We start from the raw sequence: 18093 nt of genomic DNA, 5'->3' as shown, positions 1-18093 counted from the left end.
CAATCGCACCAACACCTTATCAATCAAACTGTCATTGAATACCAATCAAAAGAGCGTCATGTTATGTCTGAGACCTATAGCCTAAATCAACGCTTAACCAAAACTGAAGCAATTATAGAGTGGATCAATAAGCGCATTGAATGGCACGTTTACAAACCAAATCAGCGGGTGCCATCGGTAAGGAAATTAGCGAAATTACTAGGGGTTTCAAGTTTTACCGTGTCTCAAGCGTACGAGCAGTTGGTGGCTACCAATGTATTGACGGCCAAGCAAGGCTCTGGCTATTATGTTAATGACTTGAATTTTGAGGAAGCCGTTACAGAAGTAATTTTCAAAGAAGTGGATAAGAATCCTGAAATAGATACCAAGTGGTTAGTGCGACAAATGTTTAGCAAAACGCCACTTGATCGTTCACCAGGCTCTGGCGTATTACCACTTGAGTGGGTGCGAAATGAAAAAATGCAGTGGGCAATAAGACAAATTGCCAGTCAGTCGCCAGACTTTATATATAGCTATGGCAATATACAAGGTTTCCTGCCCTTAAGACAACAACTGGTTCAATATTTGGGTCAGTTAGGCATGCAAACGACAGCAGACAATATCATTACCAGCGCAGGTATTTCTCAAGCCGTGTTAATAGTTTCTCAAGTATTGTTAAGTGAAGGAGATACAGTACTTGTTGATGAGCCGGGTTGGTTTTGGTTATCAAGTAGCTTACAGCGCCAAGGACTAAAGGTAGTGAGCGTAAGGCGTGATCATCAAGGGCCTGACATTGAACAAATGACGCAAATATTTGAACGTCATCGTCCTAAGATGTATTTAACCAATAGTGTTCTTCACAATCCAACGTCCTATAATTTGCATCCTGCAAGAGTGCACCAAGTGCTCAACCTTATTCACAAATACGATGCTTATATCTTTGAAGATGACTTGTATGCCTCTTTATTACCAGAGGACAATGCGCTGAGGTATTCTAGTCTAGATCAGTTTGAACGGGTATTTTATGCTACGGGATTTTCTAAATATATGGCATCAGGTTGGCGAGTGGGTATGCTAGTTTGCCCCGATAAATTCATAGATGATGTTATCGGGATAAAAACGTTAAGCAATATGACCACGCCTGAATTTGGAGAGCGAGTGATACATAAGCTGTGGACGCATGGCGAGAGTCGTCGCCAACTCAAGAAGCTGCAACAGCATTTGTATACGGCGCATCAACAGCTACGTCAAAAACTGACTAAGATGGGAATTGAATATCCTGAACACACGCAGGCAGGGATGTTTGTTTGGATTGATGTCGGATGTGATACCGCCAAGCTTGCCCTTAAAGCGCATAATGACGGCTGGCTTTTAGCACCGGGGCAGTTGTTTAATCCAAATGGTGAATATTCGACACACTTACGCTTAAACGTTGCAACTACAAGTGATGAGTTCTTAAAGTGGTTAGAGGGATATCTCTCTGATACGAAGGGTTATATCTCTGATGCAAAGAAATAATGAACACATAATTTGAAGCTAATCCTGCCATCCGCTTCTTCGATTTAACCTTCTATTGCACCTACGAAACATTTAATCTGAAATAAAAGATACAAACTTAAACCCAATTTTCCAGTTTTAAATCAGGCACTCTTTCAAACTCTTTCGTGTTATTGGTCACCAAAGTCACCGCTTCGCTAGCCGCATGAGAGGCTATTAACATATCAAGTGAACCAATGGACGTACCAGAACTTTGAAGGTAATGCCGTATGCGCCCATAATACCAAACGGCTTGCTCATCATATGGCAAAACTTCAAGTGGTGCTAAAAACTTCTCCAAAGCCAGCCGATTGCGCTGAGACTCTGATTTTTCAACGCCAAAAGCAAGCTCGCTGGCGGTAATGCTACTAATACCAATATCACCATACCGATATTGTTCAAATCGTTGAAACACGGACATGGGTTTTTGATTAATAATATAAATACATATATTAGTATCTAGCATAAACTTCATAACTAATCGTCTCTCTAGTAACTCATATCAAGTAGCTTGTCACTAGTAACTTGTCCTAAAACAACTCATCTCGTACTTGGTCACCTTGCGGTGCACGTTTCATTTCAAAATTGGGTTCGAAATCATCTAATGCGGATTGCATGATTTGCCAAGGAGACTCAATAGGTAACAATAAAACACCAACCCCCATGCGTTTGACCGCCACTTCTTCACCCTCAAAACGAAACGCTTTGGGTAAGCGCACCGCTTGCGAGCGTCCTGATGCGAATAACTTTGCTGTTTGCATACTGTCCTCCTTATATCTATTCTTTGTGATGGTTTTTTGATAACTACCACTGGTATCTATCATAGTATTAATGTTAGAGACAGTCAATTTTAATTAAGGCTATTATAAAGATTTATTAAACAGGTATACTCATAACTTCCTGAACAAATAGCAATAAGAAGTTAGAGAGAATAGGAATTAGAGAGAAATATTATGATTAAAAATGGAATGCGACCAATTCATCCTGGTGAAGTTTTGAGAGAAGATTTTCTTGAGCCTCTTGATATGAGCGCCAATGCTTTGGCTAATCATCTCGGTGTCACGCCAGCTCGTGTCAATGAAATTGTTCGTGAAAAGCGAGGTATAACAGCGGATACAGCATTGCGACTGGCTAAATATTTTGGGGGTAGTGCCCAGTTTTGGTTGAACCTACAATCGACCTATGAACTAAGGCTGATTGAAAGTCAGAACCCATCCTTTTTAGATAGTATTGATCCTATTGAATATGTTTAATGCTTTTTATCGGCAAACTATATTAATGAGTTAACTTCGTAATTCTTAAATCAAACGCTCGGCGTAATTATTAAGAGATGAATTGCAGTCTGAATGTGTTATTTCATCAGTATTAATGGCTAAATTATTAGGCAAATCGACCCAATAAGTATCAGGATAACTTTGAGCTAAATAAGACTGTAAATACTCTTTGGTGTTATCCACAATCTCGACGTCAGGCTCATAATTTGACGTTAAACGCTTATCGGGTTGCCAATGGTTATAAATGATAGCATGTAGTTGCAGTGAACGAGATTTTATAGCCTCAATGCTCAGTAGCGTATGATTAATACTGCCCAATCTGCCAGATGTGACCAATATAATAGGGTAATTTAGTCCCGCAATATAATCCAAAGTTAATAACGAGTCAGTGAGTGGCACCATAAGGCCGCCTGCGCCTTCTAAAAGCACAATGTCATAATCTTGTTTCAGCGTATTGGTAGCATTTGTAATACGGTCAGGCTCAATAATAGCATTTTCAAGTTTTGATGCTAAATGGGGCGAGGCGGGCTTTTGAAGTACATAGGGACAAGTTGTCATATCGTTATCGCGCGACTGCAAGCCTATGCCCATCATGTCTCTATGCGTCATAATGTCTTCAGCGATGCCGTCACACCCTGTTTGCACCAACTTTTGAGTGATGACTCTACAGCCTTTTTGATGTAAAACTCTCGCTAAGCTACCAGTAGCAATAGTTTTACCAATATCTGTATCAATCCCTGTTATAAAATACACACTCATAATTTTATTAACTCAATATTATAATTAATAGCATAACCTAAATTCGCGATAATCAACTCATCAAATTTAAGGTTATAGGCATCCCTCTATTGCAAAGCAATGTATCTTATCTTTAAAAAACACGGTCATTTATCTCATTTTAAATCTGTAAAGGTTAGCTCCTTTCCTTTTAATACAGGAAGGGTTGGGGATGGATTTTTATTAAACCAAATAAAAACAGTGGCTTAAAAAACTTTTATCCAAAATTCAGTTTAGTTATTAAATTAACCATTATTAAAACTATGGATTAAAATAACTCGTTAATACCTGCTTTAACCTATCACATAGCAATAGAACTTCATCATCCATCATAATAATTGGCGGCATAATATAGACCAATTTTCCAAAGGGTCTAATCCAAATCTTTTTTTCAATCAACAAATGCTGAAACCTTGGCATATCTACGGCGTCATGCAACTCAATAACGCCAATAGCTCCAAGCACGCGCACATCAGCAACCTGATCAATACCTCTTAATGACTGCAAATATTGCTTAAGTTGCTGTTCAATATGTAACGCTCGTTTAGGATAGTCATATTCAATAATGAGCTCAATTGACGCTAAGGCCACAGAGCAGGCGAGGGGATTGCCCATAAACGTAGGGCCGTGCATTAAAGCAGAATATTCGCTACTGGCGATACGTTCAGCAACATGACGCTGACATATTGTCGCTGCAAATGTCATATAACCACCCGTCAGCGCTTTACCCACTGTCATAATATCAGGCGATATGTCTGCATATTCACAAGCAAACATCTTAGCAGTACGCCCAAAACCTGTCGCAATCTCATCGGCTATTAACAAAACGTCATAGTTATCACATAACTTACGTAGCAGCGTTAAATACTCAGGACTATAAAACCGCATACCACCCGCGCCTTGGACCACAGGTTCTATGATGAAAGCAGCCATATGATGCTGATTTTGCTTAAAAAATTGGGTTAATTGTTGTTTAATATCAGTACTTAAGGGTGTATTAAAGCCATTTTCAGGCTTATCAGTGAACAATTGTACCGGTAATTGCTTGCCATAGATACTGTGCATGCCAGTGACAGGGTCACAGATACTCATCGCATGCCAAGTATCTCCGTAATAGCCAGATCGGGTCGTCGCTATTTGATTGCGTTCAGCCTTATTTTGAGCCAATTGATACTGTAGGGCCATTTTTAAGGCAACTTCGACCGCAATACTACCGCTATCTGCATAGAAGATAGCATCTAAACCTTTAGGCACGATAGAGAGTAGTTTCTGACCCAGATCAATAGCAGGCTGATGCGTAAGGCCACCAAACATAACATGAGCCATCTTATCTAACTGATTGCGAATAGCATCATTAAGTGCTGAATGATTATAACCATGAATAGCTGCCCACCAAGACGACATACCATCAATAAGCTGTTCACCAGATTTTGTATAAAGATAAACACCATCTGCGTGATCAATGACTATGTTCGGATATTGCGGTGGCAATGTTGCGTACGGATGCCAGAGATGATTTTGATCAAAGGTGTCTGTCATACTTTTATTGAAGTTATCAAAGTTAGAGTATGTCATTATGATAGTCAGATTAATTTATAGATAGATATTTAACAGATTTGATTTATTTAAATGCAAGTAGCTTATACTAACTTGTTCGAGGCAAAACTACTATAGCGAGTTCTGAGTAATAATAACACTTAACGTGATGTGATTTGATTATATTAATGCACTTAAATCCGATTGGTTTGTTTTCGCATAATGTATATTATGTTAAATAAGGTCTATATACGTATTGCCTATTTATATTATTTGAATCTGATTTATATATATACTACTGCAAATACTTGGTCGTCATAATCTAACACATAAAACATAATAAGTAATTATGCTTTAAAAACTGCACTTCAGATTAAATCTTCTTTTGATTTATCAGTACCTAATTTAGTATTAAAACTTTTATCTGCCTCTAATGAAATACTTCCGTTCCGTTTATCCCACCAAATAAACATATTGGCCAATACAGAGCCTGAAACTGAATGCCATATAGTAGCCACAGCAGCTACTACAGCTGATTCTGCACTAGTTGGAAAGAATTTAGTGCTTAATCCTGTCGCTAATCCAGCATTTTGAACACCAACCTCTATAGCAAGTGTTCTTTTTTTGGCAGCATTAGTACCCACTATTGCTCCTGATAAATACCCTAGTATATAGCCTGAAAAGTTATGTATGGCTATAGCAACAATGGCAATAAAAGCTGATTCAAAGAGTTGTGCACCAAATATTGCAGCAACACCGCCGACAATACAAGCAAATGCAATTACAGCAACGCCCGGCATGACCTTTCGTACTGATTCAAACCAAGTTTTATTTTGAAATAGGATGTTAAAGATTGAACCAATAGCAACATGCATCAAAGTTACTAATAGCATAAACCTAAACATACTCCAACCGTCCATTTCAACCGTTTATCCCACCAAATAAATCATCCATAGTGGAGTCACCACAGGAGCAATAATTGTTGAAAGTGTTGTCATGCCCACTGAAAAAGCAATATCTCCTTCTAAATAGCTCCTAATCCCTATGATCATTTAATTAAAAATGAAGTAAAATATTTATTAATAGCTATATTAAAAAGTTTAATAAATTTTTAAATATAACTATAATGGAAAAAATATTTTTACTTTATAACTTCTTTTTATTAATTAAACGACCTAAACTATTGAAACCTTAAGCTCGATCAAATATTTGACCTTAGTAAGCTAAAATTAATTTAGAAACTAAGCAAAAATGTATTTAGCTAAAAGAACAACTGTAATCACCCATACAGCAACACTGATTTGAGAAAACTTGCCAGTGATTAATTTAACAGCGGTATAAGTAATAAAGCCTAATGCGATACCATCTGCTATAGAAAATGTTAATGGCATCAATATCAATGTTACTGCAGCAGGTGCGGCTTCTGTTAAATCATCCCAATCCACATCTTTTAATGTATAAAGCATTAATACTGCTACATAGAATATCGCACCTGCAGTCGCATAAGCTGGAATCATACCTGCTAAAGGCGCAAAAAATAAGCTTAATAAAAACAGAACACCTACCGTTACTGCCATTAACCCAGTTCGACCACCAGCAGCTACTCCAGCTGTACTTTCTACATAGCTGGTTGTAGAAGATGTGCCCAATACTGCACCGGCCACAGTTGCAGTAGAATCAGCAATAAGCGCTTTACCTAAATTAGGCACTTTTTCATCTTGCTTCATCAACCCTGCTCTCTTGGTCACTGCAATTAGTGTCCCAGAGGTGTCAAACAAATCAACAAACAAGAATGCAAATATCACACTAATCATACCAATATCAAAGGCACCAGCGATATCCAATTGCATCAAAGTAGGCGCAACCGGTGGAGGCATTGACATAAATCCGCCAAAGGCCACATCACCGTAGATAACCCCTAATAGGGTGGTTAATAAAATACCTATGGTTACCGCGCCAGGCACATTACGATAGCTAAGCCCAATAATGACAATAAAGCCTAAAACAGCCATCGCAGGACCAAAGGTGGTTATTTCACCTAAAGACACAAAAGTGGCTTCATTAGCACCGACAATGCCCGCATTTTTTAAAGCAATAAACCCTAAGAATGCACCAATACCTGCAACAATACCTTGCTTTAAAGTATGAGGTATTGAGTTAATAACCCATTCTCGAATTTTAAATAGGCTTAATAGGATAAATATACAACCAGATAAGAATACGGCTCCTAAAGCTATTTGCCAAGTATGACCCATACCTAAAACAACACCATAAGTGAAAAAAGCATTCAAACCCATACCTGGCGCCAAGGCCAAAGGCAATTTGGCATATAGACCCATGATAAAACAACCTACCGCAGCAGCAACACAAGTCGCGACAAATACTGCCCCTTGATCCATACCAGCATCAGCCAGGATCATAGGGTTAACGAAAATTATGTAAGTCATGGTCAAAAAAGTAGTTATGCCCGCAACAATCTCAGTTTTGACGCTACTGCCCTTCTCCGAAATTCCAAAATATCTATCTAATGCACTCATAATGAATCCTTAATTGAGTAAGATATAAAATTACATACGAAACTAAAACTCTTGGAGCAATAACCATACCAATACAAAAAAATTAACTTTCAATTGTGGTGGCATATTTATTGCTATATGCTTATCTATATAGTTAACCAATTAGTCAAGTTTTAATTCTAGGGTTATATCCAATTGTTTAATTGAAGTTGTTTTTAACTATTAAAACAGTTTTTAACAATGATTGAATCAATAATGTGTAACCCTTATCCCAGCATAGAGTTAATAGTCAATAGAGAGTTAAATGATTGAATTTAAAGTAAATAATAGAGAATATAAAGTTGATGACATCAATCCAAATACTACGGTATTGGACTATTTAAGAAATACCCTTAACCTTTTTGATGCTAAAGAAGGGTGTGCAAGTGGTGATTGTGGTGCATGCACTATTTTGGTGAGAAAAACCACGGATTTAAATAACACAGGACGCTTTTATACTATTAACTCTTGTATCACTTTATTATCGCTAATGAATGGTTGTCAGCTATTCACTGCTTCCTACCTTGCTGACAACCCTAATAATCATCCTGAACAAGCCAAATTGCACCCTGCTCAACAAGCTTTAGTAGAGTGTCATGGTTCTCAGTGTGGTTTTTGTACCCCAGGTTTTGTCATATCATTGGCTTGTCTCTATGAAAATCAAAAAATAGAAAAATCGAATCATATTCAAGTGATTGATAGCTCTAATATAAAATCAATTGATGGTACAACACCTGATAGTGCTAACAGTAACGATAGCAACAATTCAGTTAGTGAAGATAAAGTGATAGCAGCTATTGCAGGGAACCTTTGTCGCTGTACTGGTTACAGACCTATCGTTGAGGCAGGTATAAAGATGTTCCAACCTCAGAGTAACAAGGAGGTATTTTCTAGATTTGATGGACTGGATTTAGTCGAATATAAAAGTAAAACTAGCGAACAAAGTTCTATTCATCAATGTAAAGATGCACCAATTCCAGCTTTAAGTGATCAAGAAAACCAATTGTTTATACCTAAATCTCAGCCTGAGTTAGAACAACTATTAGCCTTATATCCTGATGCTATTTTATGGGCTGGCGGTACAGATTTAGGATTGAGTATTACCCAACAGTTTGTTGATTATAAAACCATCATCCAATTATCGAATATTAATGAACTTCAGCAATGGTCATGTGTTGAAAATAACGAGAAAGGTATTCAAACCCTAATATTGGGGGCTGGCATGACTTATCAGCAGCTACAAAGCCCTTTAGAAGAACACATTCCACAGTTCGCCAAAATACTCAAGCGTATAGCCTCACCGCAAATTCGTAATATGGGTACAATTGGCGGTAATATTGTAAATGCCTCACCTATAGGTGATTTACCCCCTATCCTACTCGCTTTGGATGCCAAAGTTCATATCAGGTACTGTCGTCAAAATAGTTCAAATCATACTAATTTGGATACCGCTCTAGTAGGGACTGACCCAACTATAAACGAAGATATAAAAGGATTTGTTGATGAAATCATACCATTAGCAGACTTTTTTATTAGTTATAAACAAACAAAAATACAATCTGGAAGTTATATCAAGGCCATTCATGTTCCGCTATTGGCTGAGCACCAGCAGTTAACGATTCATAAAATTAGTAAACGCTTTGAGGATGATATATCTGCTTGTTTATTAGCGTTAAGAATAGACGTAAATGAAGCTTCTAATGAGATTATTGATAGCCGTATAGGGTTAGGCGGCATGGCTGCCGTGCCTTTATTGGCTTTAAATTCACAGCAAAAACTTACCAATGCTGCGTTAGAGATGGAGAGCTTTAAAGCTTGTGCCGCCGCTTTAGCAGAGGATGTGACGCCATTAAGTGATGTAAGAGCCAGTCGTGAGTATCGCATGCAGGTTATCCAGCGTCTCATCATCCAAAGTGGTAAACAACTACTCACTAAATACACCACTCTATCTAATTAATAGAGTTTGTGAGTGAATTTAAACATTTAAATTAATATATACCCTGAAAATATAGAGACCTATCCATGAGCCATCATTCAGCATTATTTGACAGCTATGAAGTAAGACGCAAGCGTCCCCCTAAGCACAAAATTGGTTCCTCATCTAAACATGACAGCGCCATTAGCCATGTTATGGGCAGTGCCACCTATGTAGATGATATGGTTAAGCCAAACAATACCTTGTACATGGCGATTGGCAAAAGCGATATTTCTCACGCCAAAATAAAAAACATAAACTTGGAGGCAGTTTGGGCGTCTGAAGGTGTTGTGGATGTTATTTGCTATAACGACTTGCCTGCTGCAACCGATATCGGTCCGGTATTTAAAGGAGATCCTTTGATTGCAAATACTGAGGTAGAGTATGTAGGACAAACTATTTTTGCAGTGGCTGCGAGCAGTCATAGAGCTGCCAAAAAAGCGGCTGCAAAAGCCATAGTAGAGTATGAGCCCTTGCCTGCTATTTTGAGCATTGCTGAGGCATTAAAACGCAAGCAATTTGTGCGACCCAGTTATAAGATGCAGCGCGGCAATGTGCTATCTTCTTTTAAAAATTCGCCTATAAAACTCACTGGCGCTATCCACATGCTAGGTCAAGAGCATTTTTATCTAGAAGGTCAGGTCGCATACGTAATGCCTTGTGATGATGGCGGTTTGGAAGTTTATACCTCTTCACAACACCCTAGTGAAGTACAGCAGCTGGTTGCTGAAGTTACAGGACTCCCCTTTCATAGTGTTAACACCATAGTCCGCCGTATGGGCGGTGCATTTGGAGGCAAAGAGACACAGGCCGCAGCTTGGGCTTGCTTAGCAGGTATAGTTGCAAAACGTCATAATAAACCGGTAAGCATGCGTTTAGACCGTCAAGATGACATGGTTGTAACGGGTAAACGTCATGAATTCTATAATAAGTATTCGGTTGCGATTGATGAACAAGGAAAGATAAAAGCGGTAGACATGCAGTTGGCTGCTTTATGTGGCTACTCCCCTGACCTCTCTGATGCTATTGTCGATAGGGCCATGTTTCATTGTGATAATGCCTATTACTATCCGACTGCTAGTATAGTGGGTCATAGATGTAAAACTCATACGGTCTCAAATACAGCGTATCGGGGTTTTGGTGGGCCACAAGGGCTTATGACTGCCGAATACATGATGGACCATATCGCTTATTCGCTAGGTAAAGACCCTTATGACATAAGACTTAATAATTTATATCAAAATGGACAGCAAACCCATTATGGTCAACCTATAGAACATTTTGACTTAGCTGAGTTGATGAATAGCTTAGCCACAGACTGTGATTATAAAAAGCGTCGTAATGAGATTATTAGCTGCAACAAGCAAGCTGCATTACAAGACAGTCCTAAAAGAAGGGGTATCGCTTTAACGCCTGTTAAATTTGGTATCTCATTTACTGTACAAACCTTAAATCAAGCGGGTGCTCTGGTTCATATCTATACCGATGGCAGTATTCACCTGAATCATGGGGGTACTGAGATGGGACAAGGTTTATTTGTGAAAGTAGCTCAAGTGGTTGCTAATGAGTTTGATGTGGACTTAGATACGGTGAAGGTATCCGCCACTCGTACTGACAAAGTGCCCAACTCCTCACCTACTGCCGCTTCATCAGGGACAGACTTAAACGGAAAAGCCGCTCAGAATGCTTGCCAAATTATCAAAGCCAGACTGATTGAATTTGCCTGTGACACCTTTGAAATCGATGACTCTGATATTAGCTTTGAAAATAATCATGTATATATAAAACGGGCTAATAGTAATAACCAAACTGCTTCTAAAAAGGAGTCAAAAGTCTTCACCTTCGCAGAGTTCGTTACGCTCGCTTATAGAAATCGGGTAAGTCTTTCTTCCACAGGATTTTATAAAACCCCGAAAATATTTTATGAACGAGACAAAGCGTGGGGCCGACCTTTTTTATATTATTCATTGGGAGCGGCTTGCTGTGAAGTTGAAATAGATACCATTACTGGCGTATATCAAGTTGTTCGTTGCGATATTCTCCATGATGTGGGACAGTCGATTAATCCTGCGATAGATAAAGGTCAAATAGAAGGAGGCTTTATCCAAGGTATGGGCTGGTTAACCCAAGAAGAGCTTTTGTGGGATGAAAGTGGCAAATTAGCCTCAAACAGCCCAGCTAATTATAAAATCCCGACCGCCCACGACATGCCAAAGCAGTGGCAGGTTAAACTTTATAATCGTAAAAACAAAGAGCAGACGGTATATAACTCAAAAGCGGTTGGCGAACCCCCTTTTATGCTTGCAGCTAGTGTGTGGTGTGCTATAAATAATGCTGTGGCTAGCCTTGCTGATTATAAACACAATCCGAAATTAACGATGCCGGCCACACCCGAAGCCGTATTAAAAGCGGTGATTAATCTTGAAGGTGGAGATTGGGAGAATAGCAGCCGTACAGAAGTACAAACCAAAAAACAGCCACAAAACCAGCAGCAAAACCAACATCAACATGGGAGCCTATTCAGTTTATATACCCCTTATATAGAACATGCCACAAAGACCAATCCACCATATGTCTCTATAACTAATATTGAAAATGTGGAAAACGTGGAAAATAAAGAATCCATTTTTAGCTCCAAGGTAGAAGGTGGTAGAGGTCCAGCGCATACTCCTGTGCATAGTAGTCAATCAATAGATTTAGGCAAAAACAATGAATAGCCATAACAAAAGCTGGCATAGTGCATTGAATGACTGCCAAAATCATGGCATTGCTCACGTTTTGGCGACTGTGGTCAAAGTTAGTGGCTCGGCCCCTCGTGACTTGCAAACCAAAATGGTAATTACAGCAGATAAAAGCTATGACACGCTTGGCGGAGGTGGCTTAGAATTTGATGTGATTGCAACTGCTAGAGAACTATTAAATAAAAATATAGCCTGCAATAATAGTTTTGGTAATAAGCATCAGCATACCTCTGTCATTACCAAACACTATCCCTTAGGCGCTAAGCTTGGTCAGTGCTGTGGTGGTAGCGTTACCGTAATGTTTGAGTGTTTTAATCTGTCGCCGCCGCTATCGCTATTAATATTTGGAGCGGGTCATGTCGCCAATGCATTGATAAAAATATTATCTGAACTTGATTGCCAAGTCACTTGGATTGATAATCGAGAGGGTATATTTGATAAGAATACAGTCAAAAAACTTCCTCCTCATATCCGTACCTTTATTACTGATGACCCGACCGAATTTATTAAAGCCTACCCCACGCCTCAGTATGTTTTAGTTATGACTCACGATCATGACTTAGATTTTAAGATCGTTAAAAAAACCATCGAAATTTCTACCCCAAGTTTTGCATTTATTGGTTGTATCGCTTCAAAGACTAAAGCCAATCGTTTTAAGCAAAAACTCTATAAACGTGGTTTTACTGAAGATACACTAAGTTTGCTTCATATGCCTATAGGATTGCCTATCGGCGGTAAACAGCCTATGTCGGTAGCCGTTTCGGTGGTGGCACAGGTGTTGCAAAAGTTTAATCAAAGCTAATTATTAATTTAACTAGCTTCTTTTTAGCAAATACTATATTTAAAGATAAAACTCTATGACTCTTCAAATTTATAAAGCTCGCTTATTGCATTACGTTGCCTCAAAAGATACTACTCAGACCACCTCAATAATTCCAGTCAATAAGAATGAAAATATCGTACCTGAATATATTGAAGAGGGTGCCTTAGTATTTGATGCTAAAAAAGGAATTATCGTTAATTATGGGAAGGCAACTGACATTTTAGAGCAGTATTCTCTACAACAGAGCTCTAATGTAGTAAATGGCAATAAAAAAATACAAATACATGATTACTCAGACCGCTTAATAATGCCAGGCTTCATTGATACTCATGTACACTATCCACAGTTAGATATGATTGCTGCTTACGGAGAGCAACTATTAGACTGGCTTAACAACTATACCTTTGTAACCGAAGCGAACTATAACCAACCTGAATTTTCGTATCAAAAGTCCCAGTTCTTTTTGAATCAATTATTGGCTAATGGTTCGACAAGCGCCATGGTTTTTGCTACCAGCGATTACTCTTCAGCTGATCAGTTTTTTAAGGCAAGTGACACCTTGGGTAGCCGCATGATTTGCGGTAATGTCTTAATGGATCAAAACGCCCCTTCAAATTTATGTGTAGAAACTTCTAAAGGAATTAAAGAGACCCAAAAACTTATAGATGAATGGCATGGTAATGGGCGTCAATCAGTGGCTATAACGCCAAGGTTTGCGATTACGTCCAGTCCAAAGCAGTTAAAGATGGCAGGAGAGCTATACTCTCAAAATAAAGGGGTTTATTTACAAACGCACTTAGCAGAAAACCAAGACGAGATTACTGCGGTAAGGCAAATGTATCCTAATTATTCTGGTTACTTAGATGTCTATGACCAGATGGGTCTGCTGGGTAGGAGGACAACCCTTGCGCATGGCATATACTTGAGCGATAGCGAATATAATAGATTACAAGAAACCGGGACCCAGATATCTCACTGCCCCACATCAAATTTGTTTTTAGGTAGCGGGTTATTTAATTTACCTAAAACCCTAAGTTATACTGGAGTGAGTATCGCAACCGATGTGGGCGCGGGTACCAGTCTAAGTTTATTAACCACATTAAATGAAGCCTATAAAGTTCAGCAGTTACAAGGTAATCGTTTATCAGCGCATCAAGGGTTGTATCAGATAACGTTAGGTAATGCCCAGTCTTTATGCTTAGACGATAAGATTGGTAACTTTTCGATAGGCAGTGAAGCTGATTTTGTGATAATAGATACTAAAGCCACAGCACTATTGCAACAACGACAATCGCAAACTAAAAGCTTAGAGGAAGAGCTGTTTGTATTAATGATGTTAGGCGATGATAGGGTCATTGAGTATACGTACATTTCTGGTCTATGTAGGTATCAGCGAGACTCCTAAATAATTTTATCGTACTTGCTTTTTAAAGCTTAAACAGTACGGAACCTAATAAAAAAAAGGAGGCATACATTTTTGTATGCCTCCTTATTTAATACAAATTATCAAGTTTGGATAAAATCTAAGCTTGCTATGAGAAATTTATTTAGAAGCGTATTCTAGTTTCATACCGACCACATAAGCATCGTTATCTTCAAACTTACCCATAGGTGCTTTGGTTGAAGATAGCTGAGTATCCGCATCCCCTAACATAAGATACTTACCCCCTAACGCAACAGACCATTCTGGAGTAACATTGTATTTAGCACCTAAACCAATGCTGTAGTAGCCTTCAGCTGGGCCTAGTACCGTGACAGGATTTCCAGCTCCTTTATCCCATCCAATAGTTCCAGAAACTGCAAGTGCTGGAGATAGACGCTTACCCAAGCCTAACTCAAGCATATAAGAATCATCTGAGTAGGCAACTAGTGGCGCTTCTTTAGCCCCCGTGAGTCTTTTAACATTACCTGACAACAGAGGGGGAGAGATTTTAAAATCACCCCAAGGTACCCAGCGTGCTTTTGCAGTCAACAAAGTCGTAGGATTCAAGCCAGTCTGAAAATCGATATTAACCGACTCAGGTAGCTCCAAAGCCGCTTCTTTAGATTGTGTGGCTCCAAATGCTGGCATATTCTCGCGGAAATTAATATCATGCTCAATCTTAGATCGATAAGTCACTGCTGCTTTTAAGCCAATTTCAGGCTTAACATAAGCAGCACCAACCATATACCCATAATCTTCATTTTTAGCCAGACTCAGAGTATAACCATCTATCGCTGCTAAGCTACCTAAACTTCCCGTTCTCTCTCCGCTCGCTAAATTTAGATCGCCTTCAAGCTTGCTAAGTACAGGGCCACCATAAAGTCTAAAGTTGTCATTCTGGCCAAGCTTAAAGTTCACTAAACCAGTAAAGGTATCAGACTTTACACTTGCTTTAGTATGGACATCGCCATTCACCAGCGGATTGTTGTCGCCTTCAACTTCAATTTCGGCACCAAAGGGCTGATCATAAAAAACCCCAACACTAACTTTGTCGTTTAAATCAGTTTTAACACCATAACCATAGCCATTATAATCTTGAGCAACACCGTCATATTTTCTAGTGACGCCGTTATCCGTATATTCTCCCTTGGTTTCTGGGCTAATACGATAAGCACTAGCGTAGGCGTAAGTACCCTCGTTAGTAAACTCTGCACTAGGTTGACCAGAGCGATCAAGACCAGCAGCGCCAGCTATTGAAGCGAAAGACACCAATGCTAAAGCACTAGCAAATTGATTTAGAGTGAAAGTTTTTGACATTGTACATTCTCCATTGCAGTATTATTAGCCACATCCATTGCGACTAAATGAGGGTTATTTTTGAAGGTAAATGATGACATATTTTATTTACCTTAGAGGATTCATTGTTTAATTGATCTATTCTTTATTGCTTAAGGTACGTAATTTATGTCTTAATATTTTACCAACAGTAGACTTAGGTAGCTCATCAATAAACTCAATATGGCGCGGACATTTATAGCCAGCAAGATTTTTCTTACAGAACTCGTAAACCTCTTTTTCCGTTAAGCTCTTGTCGTCTTTAACGATGAACACTTTTACTGATTCACCTTGGGACTCATCTTCCACACCCACTACAGAGCACTCTCTGACTTTAGGGTGCATTTCAACGACACTTTCAACTTCATTTGGATAGACGTTAAACCCACTGACAATAATCATGTCTTTTTTTCTATCAAAGAGTTTGACATAGCCCTTCTCATCGATAGACCCAACATCCCCTGTTTTAAGGTAACCGTCTTTGGTAAAAAACTTACTATTATCTAAGTTATGATACCCGGAAATGACATTACCGCCTTTAAGAACAATCTCACCAATCTCACCAATACCTAGCGGATTTTCATTATCATCATAAATTTTAAGATCGATACCACATAAAGGCATACCTATCGAACCCGTAAATTCCTTATTCGTTAAGGGATTTGCGGTGCCAACACCAAGTGTTTCAGACATCCCCCACCCTTCGATAATAGGGACGCCTGTTGCTTCGTACCATTTTCTCGCCATTTCAGGTGTCGCTGCCATCCCTCCAGCCAATGAAAGCTTAAGCTGTGAGAAATCAATATCTTTAAATTTTGGATGTAAAAGTAATGCGTGAAATAAGGTATTAACGGCGGGAAACAGATGTACAGGCTCTTTACTTAGTAGCTTCACAAAGGCATCAATATCTCGAGGATTAGTGACTAGAAGAATATGTTGTCCTTTACGTATTCCTAAGAAAGATATGATTAAGGCAAAAATATGATACATCGGCAGAGCAACAACACTCGTAAGCTGGCCAATGTTATTTAAATCATCATAAATTGGATTAAACCATTCGTCGTACTGTTTTGTCCCATACACTACATTGCGATGACTTATTAATATACCTTTAGCAACACCCGTAGTCCCGCCTGTATATTGAATCATGGCTAAGTCATCGGGCTTTGGTTGAGGGCGGGTATATTTTAGATTATTAGATTCATTTAAAATGGATTTAAAGTGAAGTACGGCATGTTCAGAGGTAGTCTTAATATGGTATTTAGGTACCATTTTTTTGACATATTTAGCAGCAAAGTTAACAATGGCGCCCTTAGTGGTACCAAGCATATCCCCTATTGAACTAACGACGACGGTTTTAACTGGGGTTTTTTCAATGATACTATCCATAGAATGGCAAAATGGCTCTAATATAAAGATCATTTTGGCATCAGAATCTATAAGTTGATACTTAAGTTCACGAGGAGTATAAAGAGGATTGACTAAAGTCAGTACCATACCGGCTCTTAATGCCCCAATAACTATTGGTAGATACTGATGTACATTGGGCATCATGACCGCAACGACTGAACCTTCAGGTAGTCCAGTACTTTGTATCCATGCTGCTATGTTACGAGAGATGTGATCGACTTGCTTATAAGAGTACGAAACGTCCATATTCGTCATGAATTTGTCATCAGCAAACTCGTTAAACGATTTTTCAAATAGATCGATGAGAGTATCATTATCGAAGGGTACGTCAGCGGCGACACCTTCAGGGTAGTTCTGAGTCCAAAATTTATCCATTGTTAACCTTCCATTGGTAATTAAGCTTAATTAAGCTCGCCTCTTCATTGAGGCAATTATAATGTTAAACCATCAAAAATCTATGTCTTGATAAGACGTGCATTTATGAAATTATGTAATTTATATATAATAGCCAAAAAATAACGTTATTACACTATTTTTTAAGTTATTTAATAAATATTTTTAATAAATATATATCTTTGAGCTAGTTATCATTACAGAATACGTTCATTATTTCAATGAATTCATCCAATACAGACCATGATTAATTGATTTCAAGACATGAATAAGGGGCTAAATTCTAAAGTAAAGATTTAGACCCTTACACAATAAGAACTTACAATCACAACCCAC

15 protein-coding genes are annotated in these 18093 nt (G+C 38.6%); 6 read left to right on the top strand and 9 right to left on the bottom strand.

Annotation, left to right across the window (positions count from 1 at the left end; genetic code table 11):
- Window positions 1-63: 63 nt before the first annotated feature.
- On the top strand, window positions 64-1497 hold the full coding sequence (locus AC21OG_RS10985) for an aminotransferase-like domain-containing protein (protein ID WP_487376691.1): 1434 nt from the start codon (window positions 64-66) through the stop codon (window positions 1495-1497).
- 97 nt (window positions 1498-1594) lie between these two features.
- Here AC21OG_RS10985 and vapC read toward each other — a convergent pair whose 3' ends face one another.
- Together vapC and AC21OG_RS10975 are read right to left on the bottom strand one after the other, a co-directional pair.
- A complete protein-coding gene (gene vapC / locus AC21OG_RS10980; RefSeq protein ID WP_487376690.1) occupies window positions 1595-1990 on the bottom strand; it encodes a type II toxin-antitoxin system tRNA(fMet)-specific endonuclease VapC in 396 nt (131 codons plus the stop codon).
- A gap of 55 nt (window positions 1991-2045) precedes the next feature.
- A complete protein-coding gene (locus tag AC21OG_RS10975) occupies window positions 2046-2276 on the bottom strand; it encodes an antitoxin (protein ID WP_486552113.1) in 231 nt (76 codons plus the stop codon).
- Between the two features lie 207 nt (window positions 2277-2483).
- On the opposite strand from AC21OG_RS10975, the gene AC21OG_RS10970 reads away from it, so the two are divergent.
- Complete coding sequence (locus AC21OG_RS10970; protein ID WP_491185041.1) at window positions 2484-2768, top strand: HigA family addiction module antitoxin; 285 nt, start codon at window positions 2484-2486, stop codon at window positions 2766-2768.
- Window positions 2769-2813: 45 nt separating this feature from the next.
- On the opposite strand, the gene bioD is transcribed toward AC21OG_RS10970, so the two are convergent.
- The 5 genes from bioD to AC21OG_RS10945 form a co-directional block, all read right to left on the bottom strand.
- The gene (gene bioD / locus AC21OG_RS10965) at window positions 2814-3548 is read right to left on the bottom strand and encodes a dethiobiotin synthase (RefSeq protein WP_487376687.1); all 735 of its coding nucleotides are present in this window, start codon (window positions 3546-3548) and stop codon (window positions 2814-2816) included.
- A gap of 279 nt (window positions 3549-3827) precedes the next feature.
- Window positions 3828-5105 (bottom strand): adenosylmethionine--8-amino-7-oxononanoate transaminase, encoded by a 1278-nt coding sequence (gene bioA, locus AC21OG_RS10960; protein ID WP_487376839.1) that lies wholly within the window; start codon window positions 5103-5105, stop codon window positions 3828-3830.
- A 365-nt stretch (window positions 5106-5470) separates the two neighbouring features.
- Complete coding sequence (locus tag AC21OG_RS10955; protein WP_487376686.1) at window positions 5471-6022, bottom strand: bile acid:sodium symporter family protein; 552 nt, start codon at window positions 6020-6022, stop codon at window positions 5471-5473.
- Between the two features lie 9 nt (window positions 6023-6031).
- Window positions 6032-6100 carry a hypothetical protein gene (locus AC21OG_RS10950; protein WP_491185088.1) on the bottom strand — a complete coding sequence of 23 codons (69 nt, stop codon included), beginning with the start codon at window positions 6098-6100 and terminating at the stop codon, window positions 6032-6034.
- Between the two features lie 243 nt (window positions 6101-6343).
- A complete protein-coding gene (locus tag AC21OG_RS10945; RefSeq protein WP_487376684.1) occupies window positions 6344-7639 on the bottom strand; it encodes an NCS2 family permease in 1296 nt (431 codons plus the stop codon).
- Between the two features lie 283 nt (window positions 7640-7922).
- Here AC21OG_RS10945 and AC21OG_RS10940 point away from each other — a divergent pair, with 283 nt between their 5' ends.
- The 4 genes from AC21OG_RS10940 to guaD all read left to right on the top strand — a co-directional run bounded on the left by AC21OG_RS10940 (window position 7923) and on the right by guaD (window position 14601).
- The gene (locus AC21OG_RS10940) at window positions 7923-9614 is read left to right on the top strand and encodes a xanthine dehydrogenase small subunit (protein WP_487376683.1); all 1692 of its coding nucleotides are present in this window, start codon (window positions 7923-7925) and stop codon (window positions 9612-9614) included.
- A 65-nt stretch (window positions 9615-9679) separates the two neighbouring features.
- Complete coding sequence (xdhB, locus tag AC21OG_RS10935; RefSeq protein WP_487376682.1) at window positions 9680-12349, top strand: xanthine dehydrogenase molybdopterin binding subunit; 2670 nt, start codon at window positions 9680-9682, stop codon at window positions 12347-12349.
- Window positions 12342-13175, top strand: coding sequence for a xanthine dehydrogenase accessory protein XdhC (gene xdhC, locus AC21OG_RS10930; protein ID WP_487376681.1), 834 nt, complete (start codon window positions 12342-12344; stop codon window positions 13173-13175). The genes xdhB and xdhC overlap by 8 nt, the downstream gene beginning before the upstream one ends.
- A 55-nt stretch (window positions 13176-13230) precedes the next feature.
- Window positions 13231-14601, top strand: a complete 1371-nt coding sequence (guaD, locus tag AC21OG_RS10925; RefSeq protein WP_487376680.1) for a guanine deaminase — start codon at window positions 13231-13233, stop codon at window positions 14599-14601.
- A 138-nt stretch (window positions 14602-14739) separates the two neighbouring features.
- Here the strand turns inward: guaD and AC21OG_RS10920 are convergent, their stop codons facing one another.
- Together AC21OG_RS10920 and AC21OG_RS10915 are read right to left on the bottom strand one after the other, a co-directional pair.
- The gene (locus AC21OG_RS10920; RefSeq protein WP_487376679.1) at window positions 14740-15936 is read right to left on the bottom strand and encodes an OmpP1/FadL family transporter; all 1197 of its coding nucleotides are present in this window, start codon (window positions 15934-15936) and stop codon (window positions 14740-14742) included.
- A gap of 117 nt (window positions 15937-16053) precedes the next feature.
- Window positions 16054-17739, bottom strand: coding sequence for an AMP-binding protein (locus AC21OG_RS10915; protein ID WP_487376678.1), 1686 nt, complete (start codon window positions 17737-17739; stop codon window positions 16054-16056).
- Window positions 17740-18093 lie beyond the last annotated feature (354 nt).

Source organism: Psychrobacter sp. CX5, assembly GCF_057621535.2.
This window is presented reverse-complemented; position numbering and strand designations above follow the sequence as displayed.

Coding starts and splice junctions, on each gene's coding strand:
- AC21OG_RS10915 (WP_487376678.1), bottom strand. CDS start 17,739: ATGGATAAATTTTGGACTCAGAACTACCCTGAAGGTGTCGCCGCTGAC.
- AC21OG_RS10970 (WP_491185041.1), top strand. CDS start 2,484: ATGCGACCAATTCATCCTGGTGAAGTTTTGAGAGAAGATTTTCTTGAG.
- xdhB (WP_487376682.1), top strand. CDS start 9,680: ATGAGCCATCATTCAGCATTATTTGACAGCTATGAAGTAAGACGCAAG.
- AC21OG_RS10945 (WP_487376684.1), bottom strand. CDS start 7,639: ATGAGTGCATTAGATAGATATTTTGGAATTTCGGAGAAGGGCAGTAGC.
- AC21OG_RS10975 (WP_486552113.1), bottom strand. CDS start 2,276: ATGCAAACAGCAAAGTTATTCGCATCAGGACGCTCGCAAGCGGTGCGC.
- vapC (WP_487376690.1), bottom strand. CDS start 1,990: ATGAAGTTTATGCTAGATACTAATATATGTATTTATATTATTAATCAA.
- AC21OG_RS10955 (WP_487376686.1), bottom strand. CDS start 6,022: ATGGACGGTTGGAGTATGTTTAGGTTTATGCTATTAGTAACTTTGATG.
- AC21OG_RS10920 (WP_487376679.1), bottom strand. CDS start 15,936: ATGTCAAAAACTTTCACTCTAAATCAATTTGCTAGTGCTTTAGCATTG.
- AC21OG_RS10985 (WP_487376691.1), top strand. CDS start 64: ATGTCTGAGACCTATAGCCTAAATCAACGCTTAACCAAAACTGAAGCA.
- bioD (WP_487376687.1), bottom strand. CDS start 3,548: ATGAGTGTGTATTTTATAACAGGGATTGATACAGATATTGGTAAAACT.
- xdhC (WP_487376681.1), top strand. CDS start 12,342: ATGAATAGCCATAACAAAAGCTGGCATAGTGCATTGAATGACTGCCAA.
- guaD (WP_487376680.1), top strand. CDS start 13,231: ATGACTCTTCAAATTTATAAAGCTCGCTTATTGCATTACGTTGCCTCA.
- AC21OG_RS10940 (WP_487376683.1), top strand. CDS start 7,923: ATGATTGAATTTAAAGTAAATAATAGAGAATATAAAGTTGATGACATC.
- bioA (WP_487376839.1), bottom strand. CDS start 5,105: ATGACAGACACCTTTGATCAAAATCATCTCTGGCATCCGTACGCAACA.